This window comes from Lutibacter sp. B1 (assembly GCF_012524075.1).
In the GTDB taxonomy this organism is placed as follows: Bacteria; Bacteroidota; Bacteroidia; order Flavobacteriales; family Flavobacteriaceae; genus Lutibacter.
The window spans coordinates 21,207-37,192 of the sequence record NZ_JAAZUI010000025.1 but is presented as its reverse complement, the minus strand read 5'-3'; the positions used below and the strand labels follow the sequence as shown (position 1 = coordinate 37,192).

The window sequence follows — 15,986 nt, the reverse complement described above, 5'->3', positions numbered from 1 at the left end:
ATAACAAAAAACGTCTACACTCTTCTTTGGGATATAAAACCCCTTATGAAGTAGAACAAGAATTTTATCAATTTAAATATGTAGCTTAGGTCTTAAAAAAATTGTCCGACTTTTTGTTGCAAGTCCATATTCTTCAATAAATTGAAATCCGTCCATAATAGGCATATTGATATCTAAAAAAATAATATCAGGAAGTTTTTTACCATTATCAAAATTTTCAGTAATAAAATCTAATGCTTCTTCTCCATCAGAAAAAACGATTGTTTTTTCGGCCAAATTATTTAACTCAATTATTTTAGTAATTGTAAATTGATATATTTCATCGTCATCTACTATACATATCACGTATGGTTTTTTCATAATATCTATATTTAAAAATTTATTGTAAAAATAGTTCCTTCGTTAACTTTACTTGTTGCTAATATAGTTCCTCCCATAGACTCAATTTGAGTTTTTGTCATATATAATCCAACGCCTTTGGCTTCAGGATGTCTATGAAACGTTTTATTTAACCCAAATAACTTTTGTCCATGTCTTTTTAAATCAATTCCTAATCCATTATCTTTAAATATTAATTTTACATTACCGTTTTCTTCTTCCGATTTAATTGAAATTTCGGGTATTCTATCGTTAGAACAATATTTAATTGAGTTACTTATTAAGTTAAGAAAAATACTTTCCATATATGCAATATTGTACTTAATTTCAGGTATTTTGGAAAAATCTCTTTTTATAATGGTTCCTGATTTTAAAATTTGACCCGAGAGTATTTCTTCTGTTTTATTTAAAATTTTTTCAAAATTAATTTTCACCAAATCTTTTTCACTTTCATTTTTAGTTTTAATTGCCTCTACTAATGTGTTTAAAGTAGATGTTAAATGGTGAATAACAGATTCAAATTTTTCAAACAATAAATTTTTATCTTCTTCACATTCAGAAGTTTTGTAAAAATCTAAAAGCGAATTAAGATTACTCACCGGTGCACGTAAATTATGAGATGTAATATGAGCAAAATCGGCTAATTGAGTATTTTGATTCATTAATCTTTTAGCTAATAATTCTAAATCATTATTGGCTTTTATAATTTTTTGTCTATTTTCTACTCTTTCAGTTATGTCGGTTGAAACTCCCATATAACCAGTTGCATCCCCTGCTTCATTTCTAACTACAGATAAAATTAATTCCACAGGAAAAGTAGTGCCGTCTTTTCTCTTAAATGTCCATTCTCTAAAATTATGTGTTTCTCTTCTGGCTATTTCCTGCAAAGCTTCTCTTGGTGAAATTTTATTTCCATACACAGCTGATAACTCTTCACTACAACTTACAATTTCTTCTTCTAAATGAATAATATGTGCATCTTCTCCTATAATTTCATCAGCAGAGTACTGCAATAACATTTCAGCTCCATTATTAAAAAATGTTATTTTACCTTCTAAATCAGTACTTACAATACCCACAGGACCGGAATTAAACATTGTTTTTAATTCTTTATTTGCTTTATCTAAAGCTTTTTCGGAAAGTTTCATACTATTTATATCCTGAAATACACCAAAAACCTTTGTGCAATTTCCATCTTCAAATTCTGCTTGTCCAATTGCACGAATCCAAATATTATTTTCTTTGGCAGTAATAATTTCAAGCTCTAAATCAAAAGGTTTACCATTTTCTATTGCATCTGAAACTGCTTTTCTAATTTTTTCTCTACTTCCTCCTTCTTTATAAAAATTAGTAGCTGTTTCTAAATCTGGCTCAAAATTTTCAGATACTTCATGTATCTCACGAATTACTTTACTCCAAACAAGTTCATTTGTAATTAAATTAAATTCCCAGGTACCTATTCGGGCAACTTCATTGGTTTTATCTAATATGTACTTAATCCTTCTATTCTCTTCATCTTTTTCTTTTATCCGTGTAATATCGGCAGTATTCATTAATAGTCCGCCAATTTCATTTTCTGAAATATACCATGGGCGTACATCCCATGTAATCCACTGAAGCGAACCATCTGCTCTTCTAAAAGGTGCTTCATCGCATTTGTTAATAGCACCTTTTAAACATTCCTGATGGTGTTGCTTCCAATCATCACCTATTTCAGGAAAAACATCGTAATGAGATCTACCAATAATTTCTTGTCCTTGTAATTTGTAATCTTCTTTCCATCTTTCAGAAGCAGCAATATATCTCATTTTAGTATCAAACATTGCTATTGCGCTAGGTGCTTTATCAATAAAAATTTTGTTATACTGTTGCTGCTTTTCTAAATTGACTTTAAGTTTACTAACCTCGTCCATTTTAGTGCGAATCTCATTTTCTGAAGTTACCAATTCGCTATTGATTTTAGAAAGTTCTATGTTTTTTTTATACAGTTGATTAAAAACCGGTAATAAAACAAAAATAAATTCGGCTATCATTACTAGCAACGCTAAAGCAGTTAGTATATAAATAGCGGTTTTTAAGTTTTTAAGTTTATTTTCTGCATTTTTTTGATATATACCAACTATACTATCCATAATTATTAAAAAAGGACGTTCTGCTTCTGAAACTGTTTTTAAAGATTCTTTTAATACTTCCGGTTTTGGATTTTCAACAACATTTCTGCTTGATGCTATAATTTTATTTTTATAGGGTTCTAATTCTCTATACAGAGAATCAATTGTAGGATTCTTTACTTTGTTCTTATTATTTGAATACAAATAATTATGAGCATTTTCAAATTCGTTAGTAAGTTCTTTTAATGTAGTGATTGTATATGAACCTGAATTACTTTCGTTTTGGTTTATAAAAAGAATTTGCTTGGTAATTTGTTGGCTTAACATTCGTTGTTTACCCGATAAATTTATTGTTTTAGCATCTGTTTTTTGTAAATTAATACTGTGCTGTATAATTGATACTATAGCAATAATAGTAACTAAAATAGTTATTATAAATACTATATATTTGTATTTAATAGCTTTTTCGATTTTTTTCATTGAACAATAAATTAGCAGGATTTTTTGAGCTTAAAACCATTTGTACAGGTTAAATTTTATAAATTTTTCGTAATAAATACTTTTATTAATTTTTAAATATTTATAAAACCCAGATGTATGTAATTAGTATTTTGCAATTGTATTTTATACACTATTTAGGAATAATGTTTGATTGTTTGTTTGTTTTTTAGTTAGACACCAAAAAAAAGGAAAATTATTTTAATAACAAAATAAACTTTTAGGTTTCTACTTATTTTTCAGTAGAATATATAAATTATAATTTTATTAAAATCTTACCAAATTCATCTACTTGGTTCCAATTGGTATATTCAATTTCGGTATTAGGATTAGTTGGGCCTTTGGTCATCCACATAATAAACTGAATCATAATTCTATCAATAAACTTGTACTTTTTATAATCTAATTTACCTGCAAAAACTTCTACAATGGTTGGTTCCCAATCTATATTTTTAAAAAATTTAACCACATAAGGGTTTGTATGAGGTTGGTTTTTTTCGGATTTTCGGGCAACTAAATTCACCGAAAAAAATGCAGTTTTAATAGTATCCAGTTTGCTTTTATTTTTGTTGATAAATTCAATCATTTTTTCGTTATGAATACCGTATCTTATGCTTGAACCTAAAATAAGTTTATCAAAACTGGTAATTTCTTTGTTAAAATCATCTATTGAAAATAGCTCTAAATTTTGATTATGCTCTTGTAAAACTTCTTTTAGTTTATTAGATATTTTTAGCGTTTGTCCATCAACTGTAGCATAAATTAATCCTATTTTATCACTCATCACAAAGGTTTTAAATTACCGCATATCAAATTTACTAAACAGAACTATTTATTTACATGATTTAAATCAATTAAACATTTATTGAAAAAATACTCTTGAAAAATAAAGAAAGCTCATCAATATTGATGAGCTTTCTTTATAAAAAAGTTGTTGAATAAATATTAAATTACTTTCACATTTACTGCGTTTAAGCCTTTTTTACCTTCTTTTAATTCAAATTCTACTTTATCTCCTTCTCTAATTTCTTCTGATAATCCAGAGACGTGTACAAAATAATCTGTTTTAGAATTTTCATCTGTAATAAATCCAAAACCTTTAGATTCATTAAAAAATTTTACTTTACCTGTTTTCATTGTTAAAAAATATATTAAAACGATAAAATTAGTGTAATTTTTTTTATTTTAAAACACTTTTAAAAATATAACATATTGTTAATCTAGTACTTCTGTTAATTTTTTAAAAACATTTTTAGGATTTTTGTTTTGGTAAAGTATTGCATAAACAGCATCAATTATAGGGGTTTTAGCTTTATTTTTTTCATTTAGTAAATAGGCACTTTTAGCCGCATAATATCCTTCGGCCACCATACTCATTTCCATCATAGCGCTTTTTACAGTATATCCTTTTCCTATCATATTACCAAACATTCTGTTTCTACTAAAAGTTGAGTAGCCTGTTACTAATAAATCTCCTAAATAAGCAGAATTGTTAATGTTACGTTTCATCTTATGCACCTTTCTAATAAAACGTTTCATTTCACGAATGGAATTTGACATTAATACTGATTGGAAATTATCTCCATAACCCAAACCATGAGCCATACCTGCTGCAATTGCATAAATATTTTTAAGCATGGCAGCATACTCAGTTCCAATAATATCATCAGAAATTTTAGTATTTATATAATGGCTAGAAAGTTTTTTTCCCAACATTCTCGCTTTTTTGGTGTCTTGACAAGCGATTGTTAGGTAAGATAAACGCTCCATTGCAACCTCTTCTGCATGACATGGCCCGGTAATTACACCTATATTTTCGAAAGGAATATTATAATTTTCATGAAAATGTTCACCAACAATTAACCCACTTTCCGGCACAATACCTTTAATGGCTGAAAAAACAATTTTTTGTGAAATATCTTCTGTTATTTTATCAAGTTCACCTTTTACAAATGCTGAAGGTATCACAAAAATTAAAATTTCAGCATATCTAACCATCTCATTAATATCGCTTGATAAATACAATTTACTTATATCAAACTCAGCAGAACTAAGATAATTTGGATTATGTTCGTTTTCTTTTATATAGTCTATTGTAGTTTCATTTCTCATGTACCAACCAACCTGTTCAAGGTTTTCACTCAACATTTTTACAATGGCTGTAGCCCAACTTCCGCCTCCAAAAACGGCTATTTGAGGGTTTTTACTCATTTCTATTCAAGGTTTAGTGTGGCAAAAGTAACTAAACTAAAATTAATGTATTCTTAAATCAATCTTAAAAATAACTGATAATGCGTGTGATACTACTTAAATATGAGCTTCCAAATAAATTTAAATGAATTAACAACGGATATAAATTATAGAACTCTTTACGATTATCAAAACCTATTGCTAAAGGATAAATTTCATTATATGCTTGATAAAACTGGTATGAAAAACCTCCAAACAACGTACTCATTGCTAAATCAACTTCTCTATGCCCGTAATACACAGCAGGATCAATTAAAACTGCTTTTTGTTGTATGGTATTCATAAAATTACCGCTCCATAAATCACCATGAACAGCACACGGTTTTTCTTTAGGAAAAATTGATGGTAATTGTTTGTATAAATGTTGAAATTGTTGAAGATGCTTTTTTTGCAACAAACCATTATTAAATGCTAATACTACTTGAGGTTTTAGCCTGTTTTCAATAAAAAACTCGGTAAAATCGTCAAAAAAAGTATTTTTTTGAGGCAATTGTCCCATAAAATTAGAGTAATCTAATCCAAATTGATGGTTTTTATGTTGATGTAAATTGGCTAACTGTTCAGCAAAATTATTCCAAAATACAGTAGTTTTATTACCTGTTTCAATCCAATCTAACACTAAATAGATAGCGTTTTTAAACCTTCCTTCTGCTATAATTTTTGGAACCAAAGCTTCGTTTTTGTTTAAAAATTCCAACCCTAAAACTTCTTCTTTAAAGCCATTTTCAAAAACTGAAATTGTATTTGTTTTTACAAAATAGTTTTGCTCGCCTGAACTTAACTTATAGGCATTATTTATTGAACCTCCACCAACTGAAGTCCATTTATACGTTGCATCAGTTAAAAGTATTTGATTAATTTGAGTCTCAATATGTTGTTGTAAATCAAAATTCATAATTTAAAATTACAACATTGTTTGCTATTCACTAAAATTATTTTGTTGTATTCAATAATTACTTTTGTACATTTATACGTTTAATTTTTACACTAAAAATCACTTTTTGAGCGCACTTAAACGGTTTTTTAAAGACACTATTATTTACGGCATTGCAGCAGTATTACCGAGAGTTATTAATTTTTTGCTGGTAAAAGTTCATACCGATGCCTTGCCAACCGATAATTATGCCGAAAATACCAACTTTTATATTTGGGCAGCATTATTCTCGGTATTACTAACTTTTGGAATGGAAACCGCTTTTTTCAGATTTTACAAAAGTGAAGAAAAAAAAGACAATTTAGTTTCAACTGCTTTTATAACGCTATTAGTTTCCGCACTAATTTTTGTAGTAATCATTTTTGTTTTTTCAGAATTTTTTATCTCAATTTTTGATTTTGAAAACAATCCGTTACAGTTAAAGTTATTTATAGGAATTATGGCTATAGATACATTAGCAGTAATACCTTTTGCTTATTTACGCGCATCAAACCGTCCAATAAGATATACTGTTATTAAGTTAATTAATGTGGGAATAATAGTGCTGATTAATTTAATTTTCCTAAAATATATTCCTGAATTTATTGAAAAAGGAAAAAACCTTCCTTCGTTTTTAACAACAATATTTAACAGCACGTATATTGTTAATTTTATATTTATTGCAAATATTATTGGTAGTATTCTTTCATTTGTGCTTTTGCTACCTTATTTATTAAAATTCAAATGGAGCTTTAATACTGTTTTGTTTAAAAAAATGATTTCATACAGTTGGCCAATAGCAGTTGCGGGTGTTGCCTATGTAATTAATGAAAATTTAGACAAGTTGCTCATTGGAAAAATGATTGATAAAAACGCCATGGGAATTTATGCTGCTTGTTATAAGTTGGCTATTTTTATGAATTTATACATTATGGCATTTCGTTTAGGTGCAGAACCATTCTTTTTTAATCATTCTGACAGTAAAGATGCTAAAGAAACCTATGCTAAAATTTTAAACTATTTTATTATTGTTGGTTCTTTGGTTTTTGTAGGAATTGTTGTTTTTATTGATGTTTTAAAAAAACCATTTATAAACGAAAATTATTGGGAAGCCATTGTTATCGTTCCAATTGTTTTATTAGCAAACTTATTTTTAGGAGTTTACCACAATTTAGCTATTTGGTACAAATTGACCGATAAAACTCGTTATGCAATGTTATTTTCAATAATTGGAGCTGTAATTACCATTATTTTAAATGTATTATTAATTCCTGAAATTGGTTATATTGCCTCTGCTTGGGCAACATTAATTGCTTATGGAACTATGATGCTTCTCTCCTATTTTATTGGGAAAAAACACTATCCTGTTCCTTACAATTTAAAAAAATCCGGGAGTTATTTGTTGGTTTCAATAGTGATCTCATATATCTCATTTGTTTATTTTAGAGATAATTATTTAATCTCAACACTCTTAGTTGTAGCTTTTGGATTCTTAATTTTTTGGAATGAGAAAAAAGAAATTTTAGCACTTATAAAAAAATAAAACTACATGAAAATACAAATCATTAACAAATCTAAACACGAATTACCTAACTACGAAACCATTGCTTCTGCTGGAATGGATTTACGTGCAAATATTTCAAAACCTATAACTTTAAAACCTTTAGAGCGTACTATTGTTAAAACCGGTTTATTTATTGCGCTTCCTGTTGGTACAGAAGCTCAAGTGAGACCACGAAGCGGACTTGCTGCTAAAAAAGGAATTACCGTTTTAAATGCTCCAGGTACTGTTGATGCAGATTATAGAGGTGAAATTGGTGTTATTTTAGCAAATATTTCTAATGAAGATTTTGTAATTAATGATGGTGAGCGTATTGCGCAATTAGTAATTGCTAAACACGAACGTGCTGTTTGGGAAGAAGTAGAAATTTTAAGCGAAACAGAACGTGGTGCCGGTGGTTTTGGTAGTACTGGAGTGTAGAAGCTCCCTAACCCCCAAAGGGGGAATTATTTAAAGTTGTGCTTTTTTAATTTTCAAATAAATTTTTTCTCCTTCATTTAAATTTGAAGAATGTTCAAAATAAATAGTAGTATTAGTTAAAACAGCTTCAATTAAATAATAACTTCCTTTAAAATAGGAAGAAGTTACAGTTGCTTTTATCTCTAATATATCACTAAATTTAATTTCATTTGGATAAACCAATATCTTTTTTTTAGATTTTGAAGAAGGCTTTAATTCACTTAAAGGAATTTCATTTATTTCATTAAAAAAAGAAGCTACATATGTACTTTTAGGCTCATAGTAAATATTTTCAGGAGAATTTTTTGCTACAATCTCTCCGTTTTTAATTACTAAAATTTCATCAGCAAAAGAAAGTGCATCAGTTGAGTCGTGCGTAGCAACAATACATAAAATATTTTTCAGTTTTAAATACTTGAATAAATTTCTACGCAATTTATTTTTTCTGAAATTATCAATATGGCTAAAAGGCTCGTCTAACAATAAAACTTCAGGCTCTTTTGCAATTACTTTAGCCAGTGCCACACGTTGTTTTTGACCACCACTTAATTTTTTTACTTTTCGGTTTTTAAATTCGACCATATCAACAACTTCCAATAATTCATCAATCCGTTGTTGCCTGTTTTCATCTAAAATAGAAAGGTTTTTTCCAATGTTTTCTTCAACAGTTGTGTAAGGCATTAAATCAAAATCCTGCGGTAAATACTTCATAAAATCTTCACCGGGAATTAAATAATAATTAGGTCCTAATAATTTTTCATTATTCCAATAAACAGCACCTTTTTCAATGTGAAGTAAACCGTAAATAATTTCTAATAAAGTACTTTTTCCACAACCGCTTTCACCAACTATAGCAATATAATCTCCTTTAATAGCTGTAAAAGAGATATTTTTTAAAACTTCTTTTTTATCATAAGCAAATGAAACTTCTGATACTTTTAACATTTATTCTTTTTTATGAGCTATTCTTTTTTCAACAGCATAAATCATCATGCTTGCTATATCTTTTCCTGTGGCTTTTTCTATACCTTCTAATCCGGGAGATGAGTTTACTTCTAATAGTAATGGTCCTTTGTTAGATCGTATTAAATCTACTCCGGCTACGTCTAAATCTAACACTTTAGCTGCTTTTATAGCTAATTTTTTTTCTTCTGAAGTAATTTTAATAATATTTGCTGAACCACCTTGATGAATGTTTGCTCTAAATTCACCTTTAACAGCAATTCGTTCTATAGAAGCTACCACTTTTCCGTCAATTACAAAACAACGAAGATCTTTTCCTCCTGCTTCTTTAATAAACTCCTGTACTAAAATATTTGTTTTTAAACTTTTAAAAGCATTGATAACACTTTCTGCAGCTTTATTAGTTTCTGCTAAAACCACACCTTTTCCTTGTGTACTTTCTAACAGTTTAATAATTAATGGCGCTCCGTTTACCATTTCTATCAAATCTTTTGTTTCTATAGGAGAATTTGCAAATCCTGTAGTTGGAATTTGAATACCATTTTTAGAGAATAATTGTGAAGAATATAATTTATCTCTTGATTGTGAAATAGCCTCGGCTTTATTTAAAGCATACGTTCCAACAGAATCAAACTGACGTATTAAAGCACAACCGTAAAAAGTCATACTTGGTTTAATTCTTGGTATAATTGCATCTAAATTATTGATTACCTTTCCTCCTCTGTAATGTATTTCAGGAGTGTTAGCATCCATTTTAACATAACATTGTTGTGCATTTAGAAAAAACATTTCATGTCCGCGTTCTTCTCCAGCTTCAATAATTCTTTTATTGCTGTATAATTCCGGATTACTAGCTAATAAACCTATTTTAAAACCACTTTTTTTCTTATTGTCAATTTTATAAAATTTATTTAGTTGTTCAAAACTATAATTAACAACACATTGTTCTTGTGAGGGATCAATTACAGTTCTACCAATCATTGCTTCTCTACCCAATAACATTCGATAACCCATAGAATCTCTATTCGCTAAAGTTATTTCAATATCCCAAGTATCATTTCCTAAAGTTAAAGGTGTTTTTATAATGTAACGTTTTTCACTAACACCTGTAGAGCTTTTAATATATCGGGTATTTACTATTTTAGATTCGCAATGAATACTTACACGGCGATTATCCTGTAAAGGAAAAACCTCGTAACGCACCCATTTATGTCCATCTCTTTTAAATGTTGAAATATTTACTGCGTGTATTGAAGATGTTTTTGCACCAGAATCTACACGTGCTTTTATGGCTGGTATACCTAAATCAGGTAAGTTACACCACTCTTCACTACCTATAAGAAGCTTTTCCATTATAAACTGTTTAAATAACTATTTGGACAAATATATTCTATTATTGAATTATATTTTAAATGAAGTTAATTTTTTATTGAAGTTATTTTAATAAAAACAGGCTGTTTAAAAAATTTAAACAGCCTGTTGAGAGATTATTTTTATATAAATTATTTTTGAGTGTTAATAGCTTCTTTAATTTTTGTTTCTAATTCTTCAGCTAGTTCAGGATTGTCTTTAATTAATCCTTTAACTGCATCTCGACCTTGCCCTAATTTCGTTTCTCCATAACTGAACCAAGAACCACTTTTTTTAACAATTCCGAATTCAACACCTAAATCTAAAATTTCTCCGGTTTTTGAAATTCCTTCACCATACATAATATCGAACTCTGCTGTTTGAAAAGGAGGAGCTACTTTGTTTTTTACAACTTTTACTTTTGTACTGTTACCTATTACTTTTTCACCATCTTTAATTTGTGTTCTTCTTCTGATATCTAAACGAACTGATGCATAAAATTTAAGCGCATTACCACCTGTTGTTGTTTCAGGATTTCCAAACATTACTCCAATTTTTTCTCTTAATTGGTTGATAAAAATAACAGTACAATTTGTTTTATGAATAGTACCTGTTAGTTTACGAAGTGCTTGTGACATTAAACGCGCATGAAGTCCCATTTTAGAATCTCCCATTTCGCCTTCAATCTCACTTTTTGGTGTTAATGCGGCAACCGAGTCAACCACTACAATATCAATTGCTCCTGAACTTATTAAATTATCGGCTATTTCTAATGCTTGTTCACCATAATCAGGTTGAGAAATAATTAAACCATCAATATCAACACCTAATTTTTGAGCATAAAAACGATCAAAAGCGTGTTCTGCATCAATAAAAGCTGCAATACCACCTGCTTTTTGAGCTTCAGCAATTGCATGCAATGTTAATGTTGTTTTACCAGATGATTCGGGTCCGTAAATTTCAATAACTCTTCCTCGTGGGTAACCTCCCACACCTAAAGCTAAATCTAATCCTAATGAACCTGTTGAAATTGCATCTATATCATCAATAGCAACATCACCCATTTTCATTACTGTTCCTTTTCCGTATGCTTTATCTAATTTATCTAAAGTAAGTTGTAATGCTTTTAATTTTGCTGCTTTTTCTTTGTCTTCTGCCATAATACTTTGTATCAAAAATGTTTAAATTGTACAGTCGCTAAAATATAAAAAAGTATGGTAGTTTTAACCATACTTAAAAAATAAGTTTGAACAAATTACTGTTTATAGTAAATTATTAATTTTTGCGTATTGGAGTAATATTATTGTTTTGGCATCTTTAATTTCTCCGGCCGAAATCATTGTTAATGCTTTATGAAACGAAACTTCTAAAACTTCAATTTCTTCGGTTTCTTCATCCAATCCTCCTCCATCACTAATTTTCATTTCATCACTATATTCAGCAATAAAATAATGGATTTTTTCGGTAACTGCACCCGGAGATGAGTAAATTTCAAATACTTTAACAGGATTGTTTATTTTATATCCTGTTTCTTCTTCAGCTTCATTTTTAATACAAGTTATAGGATCATTTTCATCTAATAAACCTGCACAAATTTCAATCATCATACCGTCATTATTCCCATTTAAATAGCTTGGCATTCTAAATTGTTGTGTTAAAATAACCGTTTTTTTAACCTTATTGTAAAGTAAAATAGCAGCTCCATCTCCTCTATCATAACATTCTCTGTTTTGATTTTGCCACTGACCGCTTTTGGTTTGATAATCGAAATTTACTTTATCTAATTTATACCAATCGCTCGATAGATTTTGAATACTTTTTATTTTTACTTTAGGATTGTTCATTTGATTAATTAAGCGTTTATTAAATTTTTATGAGTATTAACTATTGCTCTATTTAATTTATAATTAAGCCATTTTTCACCTTTAATTTTACGCATAAAATTATCAATATAACGCATTAAAAATACATTATAAACTGCTTTAGAAAAGTTTGAAGGTTTTTTTGCTAATGCTCTAAAGCTCATTGAAAAACCTGCAGTATTGTATTTCATATAGTGCCAATAACCTTCGGGCATATATAAAACATTTCCGTGTTCTAAATTTGCAACCATTCCTTTAGCTTTTGCCAGTGCCGGCCATTTTTCTAAATCAGGATTGCTATAATCAATATCTTCTCTTGAAATTAGTGAGAATGGTATTTTATATAAGTACTTTGTTTCACTGGGAGGAAATAATATACACGTTTTTTTTCCTTGAAAATGAAAATGAAAAATATTGGCTAAATCTATATCGTAATGCATAAATGTATAAGAATCTGTACCTCCAAAAAATAACATAGGTAATGATTTTAAAAATTTTAATCCAATATCAGGATAACTAAAATCTTTTTTTAAAGAAGGAATTTCTTTAATAATATTGTATAAAAAGATACGATAACGTGTTGGTTCACGCTGTAATAAATCAATATATTCACTCATTTTCATTTCGGCATGATGTGAATTAAAATTATCTTTATAATCAACAGGTCTATCATCATATAATGGCACAATTCTATCACCGGCAATTTGTTTCATATACTCAAAATTCCATTTTTCTTTTGCCGGCCAATTATCAATTAAATTTTTTATTACAACCGGTTTTTGAGGTTTGTAATAATTATTGATGAAATCTTCTTTGGTGATTGTATTAACAACATCAACAGGTTTTAAATTTAGTTTAGTCATAGCTTATTTCTTAACTAATTATTTATAATCAAAAGTATGTTTAAATCAATTTTTAATCATGGCTATATGAGGTATTTCATCTTCTAAATAACCTTCACCTATTTGCTTAAAATCATGTGATTCGTAAAACTTTTTTAAATATAATTGTGCTGATATTTTAATTGATTTTTCATTAAAATACTCTTCAATTGCTGAAATTGAATGCTCTACAATTACATGCCCGTATCCAAATTTACGTTCATTTTCGGCAACAACAACTCTTCCTATACTTGCTTGATTAAAATAATCGCCGGGTTTAAAAATACGAGTATAAGCAATTATTTTATCATTTTTATATCCTATTACATGAATTGCTTTAAAATCTTTACCATCAATATCTTGATATATGCAATTTTGTTCTACTACAAAAACTTCCGATCGAAGTTGCAATATTTCATACAGTTCTTTTGTAGTTAATTCGGAAAAAGATTTTATAAAAACTTTTAGCATACTAATCTTGTATAATTATTTCTTTTATATCATCTCTTTTAAATTCAGGTTGTAAATTTGCATGATATATATCGAATTTTTCATTTAAAATTTGTTCAACTTGTTCGCAAACAACATCAAATTCTGATAATTTTACATCATTTTTAAATTCTATATGAGCTTCAAAATGACAATCGTGATCATTCAATTGCCATAAATGAACATGATGTATATTTTTTATTTCTTTAATCTTTAATAATTCAGAGAGTATTTCATCTATTTTAATATGCTGAGGTGCAAACAGCATTAATATTTTTAATGAACTAAGTAAAATATCCCAACTTAAATAAATTAAATAAAGAGATATTATCAATGTTAAAAGAGCATCTATCCAGTATATTTGATAATATTTCATTAATAAACCACCTGCTAAAACAGCAACTGATGTAAGCATATCAGTCAATAAATGTAAATATGCGGTTTTCATATTTAAATTATGTTTTGCATCTTTTTTTAATAACAAAACACTAAAACCGTTTGCTGCTATACCTAAAATTGCTAACCAAATAACTAAATCACTTTCTATTTCCTGAGGATGTTTAAATCTTTTTATTGCTTCAAAGCCTAAAAAAACTGCTATTACAATTAAAGAAATTGCATTTATAAAAGCTGCTATTATTTCCGCTCTTTTATAACCAAAAGTATGTTGTAAGGTTTGCTTTTTTTTATGAGTTAGTAAATTTGCTGTATAACTTATTACTAATGAAATAACATCTGAAAAATTATGTACCGCATCTGAAATTAAAGCTAAACTGCCCGATAGTATTCCTCCAATAATTTGAGAAGCTGTAATTAATATATTTAGAATTATAGAAATTAATAAATTTCTTCCTTTTAAAGTTGGATGATGGTGAGAATGATTATTACCCATAATTAATAATTAACAACATTTAGTAGGTATTTTTTCTATTCTGTTTTGATGACGACCACCTTCAAATTTTGTATTAATAAAAATATCTACAAAACCTAAAGCTTGCTGTAAAGAAACAAAACGAGCCGGAATACTTAAAATATTAGCGTTGTTATGCAAACGAGCAAGTTCAACCAACTCATTATTCCAACATAATGCAGCTCTAATACCTTGATGTTTATTGGCGGTAATTTGTGCACCATTACCACTACCACATAGTGTAATTCCTAAATCTGCTTTACCGGTTTCAACAGCTTTTGCCACAGGATGTATAGTATCGGGATAATCTATACTATCAATTGTATCTGTTCCAAAATTTATAACTTTAATACCTTTACTTTCCAATTGTTTAACAATTTCAAATTTATATTGAGTACCTGCGTGATCGTTTCCTATTGCAATTATCATAATTATATTATTTAAAAGTGTAAAGTTACAAATTCACTGTTATTAACAGTAAAAAAAGTAATTGTTAATAGTAAATTTTAATACATTGATTAACAATTACTTTAAGTTAAATTAACATTGTGCATAAGTTTAAATTAAAAATAGAAAAGTATTTTTTGATATTTAAATAAAATTGATTAATACCAAAACGTGATTTTAAAATGCAACTTTTTTTATTCAATTTTAAAAATAACTTTTAAACATATATTTTAACTTTTATTAACATTGTAAACTATAAAATTTATTTTAAAAATTGGTTCATAAATAAAATTAAAAGGTTGTTTATAACATGTATATTTTTATTGATTTTTAATCAGTTAAAAATTTATATTATGTTAGTAACTATTAATAAGTGGAATTTCAAAATTTTATACTAATAAGTTATTGTACATATTAACAAACTATAATACAAAATAAATTATTTTAAAATTTTAAAAATCTTTTTTTTATAATTATAAATGTTAATAACTAAAGTTTTGTAGTAAGTTTTAAAACACTTGGAGAAATTGAAACCGATTCTATACTATCTTCAGAAGAAAAAGAATTATTGATACTTTTTACAGTAAAATATATACCTATTAAAAAAATAATAAGAAATAATAAAATTATTTTATATAACCGTTTCATAGTTAAGGTCTTCTGTTTATAATAGACGAACCATTTTAACATTTGTTACAGTTTTATTAAGAAAATTTTAACTTTTAATTTTTTAAATAATAAAATTTAATGCTGCAGGTAATAATTTAACAGAAAAATCTCTGGTGCCAATAATTTCACCATCTGATTGTATATAAGCGATATTAGAATATAAAATATTAATTTTTGGATAAGAATTTTTATAATTATTTAATAACCTTTTCAAGTTTAATTATTTGTACTTTTGATTGAAATTA

17 protein-coding genes are annotated in these 15,986 nt (G+C 27.7%); 2 read left to right on the top strand and 15 right to left on the bottom strand.

The annotated features are described in order from the left end of the window. Positions 1 to 72: 72 nt before the first annotated feature. From HGB55_RS13065 to HGB55_RS13040, 6 genes are all read right to left on the bottom strand, one after another. A complete protein-coding gene (locus tag HGB55_RS13065) occupies positions 73 to 360 on the bottom strand; it encodes a response regulator (protein ID WP_168817338.1) in 288 nt (95 codons plus the stop codon). Between the two features lie 11 nt (positions 361 to 371). Next, the gene (locus HGB55_RS13060; protein WP_168817337.1) at positions 372 to 2,969 is read right to left on the bottom strand and encodes a PAS domain S-box protein; all 2,598 of its coding nucleotides are present in this window, start codon (positions 2,967 to 2,969) and stop codon (positions 372 to 374) included. Positions 2,970 to 3,243: 274 nt separating this feature from the next. Further along, positions 3,244 to 3,771 (bottom strand): menaquinone-dependent protoporphyrinogen IX dehydrogenase, encoded by a 528-nt coding sequence (gene hemG / locus HGB55_RS13055; protein WP_168817336.1) that lies wholly within the window; start codon positions 3,769 to 3,771, stop codon positions 3,244 to 3,246. Positions 3,772 to 3,932: 161 nt separating this feature from the next. Continuing rightward, on the bottom strand, positions 3,933 to 4,124 hold the full coding sequence (locus HGB55_RS13050; protein WP_168817335.1) for a cold-shock protein: 192 nt from the start codon (positions 4,122 to 4,124) through the stop codon (positions 3,933 to 3,935). 78 nt (positions 4,125 to 4,202) lie between these two features. Continuing rightward, the gene (locus tag HGB55_RS13045; RefSeq protein ID WP_168817334.1) at positions 4,203 to 5,198 is read right to left on the bottom strand and encodes an NAD(P)H-dependent glycerol-3-phosphate dehydrogenase; all 996 of its coding nucleotides are present in this window, start codon (positions 5,196 to 5,198) and stop codon (positions 4,203 to 4,205) included. 64 nt (positions 5,199 to 5,262) lie between these two features. Then, complete coding sequence (locus HGB55_RS13040) at positions 5,263 to 6,132, bottom strand: fructosamine kinase family protein (RefSeq protein WP_168817333.1); 870 nt, start codon at positions 6,130 to 6,132, stop codon at positions 5,263 to 5,265. Between the two features lie 106 nt (positions 6,133 to 6,238). On the opposite strand from HGB55_RS13040, the gene HGB55_RS13035 reads away from it, so the two are divergent. Both HGB55_RS13035 and dut read left to right on the top strand, forming a co-directional pair. Continuing rightward, positions 6,239 to 7,693, top strand: a complete 1,455-nt coding sequence (locus HGB55_RS13035) for a polysaccharide biosynthesis C-terminal domain-containing protein (RefSeq protein ID WP_168817332.1) — start codon at positions 6,239 to 6,241, stop codon at positions 7,691 to 7,693. Positions 7,694 to 7,699: 6 nt separating this feature from the next. After that, on the top strand, positions 7,700 to 8,131 hold the full coding sequence (dut, locus tag HGB55_RS13030) for a dUTP diphosphatase (protein ID WP_168817331.1): 432 nt from the start codon (positions 7,700 to 7,702) through the stop codon (positions 8,129 to 8,131). A 30-nt stretch (positions 8,132 to 8,161) separates the two neighbouring features. Here the strand turns inward: dut and HGB55_RS13025 are convergent, their stop codons facing one another. The 9 genes from HGB55_RS13025 to HGB55_RS12985 all read right to left on the bottom strand — a co-directional run bounded on the left by HGB55_RS13025 (position 8,162) and on the right by HGB55_RS12985 (position 15,955). Next, positions 8,162 to 9,115 (bottom strand): ABC transporter ATP-binding protein, encoded by a 954-nt coding sequence (locus HGB55_RS13025; RefSeq protein ID WP_168817330.1) that lies wholly within the window; start codon positions 9,113 to 9,115, stop codon positions 8,162 to 8,164. Then, entirely contained in the window at positions 9,116 to 10,486 is a 1,371-nt protein-coding gene (gene rimK, locus HGB55_RS13020) for a 30S ribosomal protein S6--L-glutamate ligase (protein ID WP_211047397.1), read from the bottom strand. Positions 10,487 to 10,635: 149 nt separating this feature from the next. Continuing rightward, positions 10,636 to 11,643, bottom strand: coding sequence for a recombinase RecA (gene recA, locus HGB55_RS13015; RefSeq protein WP_168817329.1), 1,008 nt, complete (start codon positions 11,641 to 11,643; stop codon positions 10,636 to 10,638). Positions 11,644 to 11,745: 102 nt separating this feature from the next. Continuing rightward, positions 11,746 to 12,327, bottom strand: a complete 582-nt coding sequence (locus tag HGB55_RS13010) for an NUDIX domain-containing protein (RefSeq protein WP_168817328.1) — start codon at positions 12,325 to 12,327, stop codon at positions 11,746 to 11,748. Positions 12,328 to 12,335: 8 nt separating this feature from the next. Further along, positions 12,336 to 13,208: a cupin-like domain-containing protein gene (locus HGB55_RS13005; RefSeq protein WP_168817327.1), complete on the bottom strand. Its 873-nt coding sequence runs from the start codon at positions 13,206 to 13,208 to the stop codon at positions 12,336 to 12,338. Positions 13,209 to 13,253: 45 nt separating this feature from the next. Further along, positions 13,254 to 13,697, bottom strand: coding sequence for a GNAT family N-acetyltransferase (locus tag HGB55_RS13000; RefSeq protein WP_168817326.1), 444 nt, complete (start codon positions 13,695 to 13,697; stop codon positions 13,254 to 13,256). A gap of 1 nt (position 13,698) precedes the next feature. Further along, positions 13,699 to 14,607 (bottom strand): cation diffusion facilitator family transporter, encoded by a 909-nt coding sequence (locus tag HGB55_RS12995; protein ID WP_168817325.1) that lies wholly within the window; start codon positions 14,605 to 14,607, stop codon positions 13,699 to 13,701. Between the two features lie 9 nt (positions 14,608 to 14,616). After that, positions 14,617 to 15,054: a ribose 5-phosphate isomerase B gene (gene rpiB, locus HGB55_RS12990; RefSeq protein WP_168817324.1), complete on the bottom strand. Its 438-nt coding sequence runs from the start codon at positions 15,052 to 15,054 to the stop codon at positions 14,617 to 14,619. 748 nt (positions 15,055 to 15,802) lie between these two features. After that, complete coding sequence (locus HGB55_RS12985) at positions 15,803 to 15,955, bottom strand: hypothetical protein (protein WP_168817323.1); 153 nt, start codon at positions 15,953 to 15,955, stop codon at positions 15,803 to 15,805. Positions 15,956 to 15,986 lie beyond the last annotated feature (31 nt).

Bases quoted from the DNA above. Each gene is read 5' to 3' on its own strand.
- HGB55_RS13065 (WP_168817338.1), bottom strand. From the start codon at position 360: ATGAAAAAACCATACGTGATATGTATAGTAGATGACGATGAAATATAT.
- HGB55_RS13060 (WP_168817337.1), bottom strand. From the start codon at position 2,969: ATGAAAAAAATCGAAAAAGCTATTAAATACAAATATATAGTATTTATA.
- hemG (WP_168817336.1), bottom strand. From the start codon at position 3,771: ATGAGTGATAAAATAGGATTAATTTATGCTACAGTTGATGGACAAACG.
- HGB55_RS13050 (WP_168817335.1), bottom strand. From the start codon at position 4,124: ATGAAAACAGGTAAAGTAAAATTTTTTAATGAATCTAAAGGTTTTGGA.
- HGB55_RS13045 (WP_168817334.1), bottom strand. From the start codon at position 5,198: ATGAGTAAAAACCCTCAAATAGCCGTTTTTGGAGGCGGAAGTTGGGCT.
- HGB55_RS13040 (WP_168817333.1), bottom strand. From the start codon at position 6,132: ATGAATTTTGATTTACAACAACATATTGAGACTCAAATTAATCAAATA.
- dut (WP_168817331.1), top strand. From the start codon at position 7,700: ATGAAAATACAAATCATTAACAAATCTAAACACGAATTACCTAACTAC.
- HGB55_RS13025 (WP_168817330.1), bottom strand. From the start codon at position 9,115: ATGTTAAAAGTATCAGAAGTTTCATTTGCTTATGATAAAAAAGAAGTT.
- rimK (WP_211047397.1), bottom strand. From the start codon at position 10,486: ATGGAAAAGCTTCTTATAGGTAGTGAAGAGTGGTGTAACTTACCTGAT.
- recA (WP_168817329.1), bottom strand. From the start codon at position 11,643: ATGGCAGAAGACAAAGAAAAAGCAGCAAAATTAAAAGCATTACAACTT.
- HGB55_RS13010 (WP_168817328.1), bottom strand. From the start codon at position 12,327: ATGAACAATCCTAAAGTAAAAATAAAAAGTATTCAAAATCTATCGAGC.
- HGB55_RS13005 (WP_168817327.1), bottom strand. From the start codon at position 13,208: ATGACTAAACTAAATTTAAAACCTGTTGATGTTGTTAATACAATCACC.
- HGB55_RS13000 (WP_168817326.1), bottom strand. From the start codon at position 13,697: ATGCTAAAAGTTTTTATAAAATCTTTTTCCGAATTAACTACAAAAGAA.
- HGB55_RS12995 (WP_168817325.1), bottom strand. From the start codon at position 14,607: ATGGGTAATAATCATTCTCACCATCATCCAACTTTAAAAGGAAGAAAT.
- rpiB (WP_168817324.1), bottom strand. From the start codon at position 15,054: ATGATAATTGCAATAGGAAACGATCACGCAGGTACTCAATATAAATTT.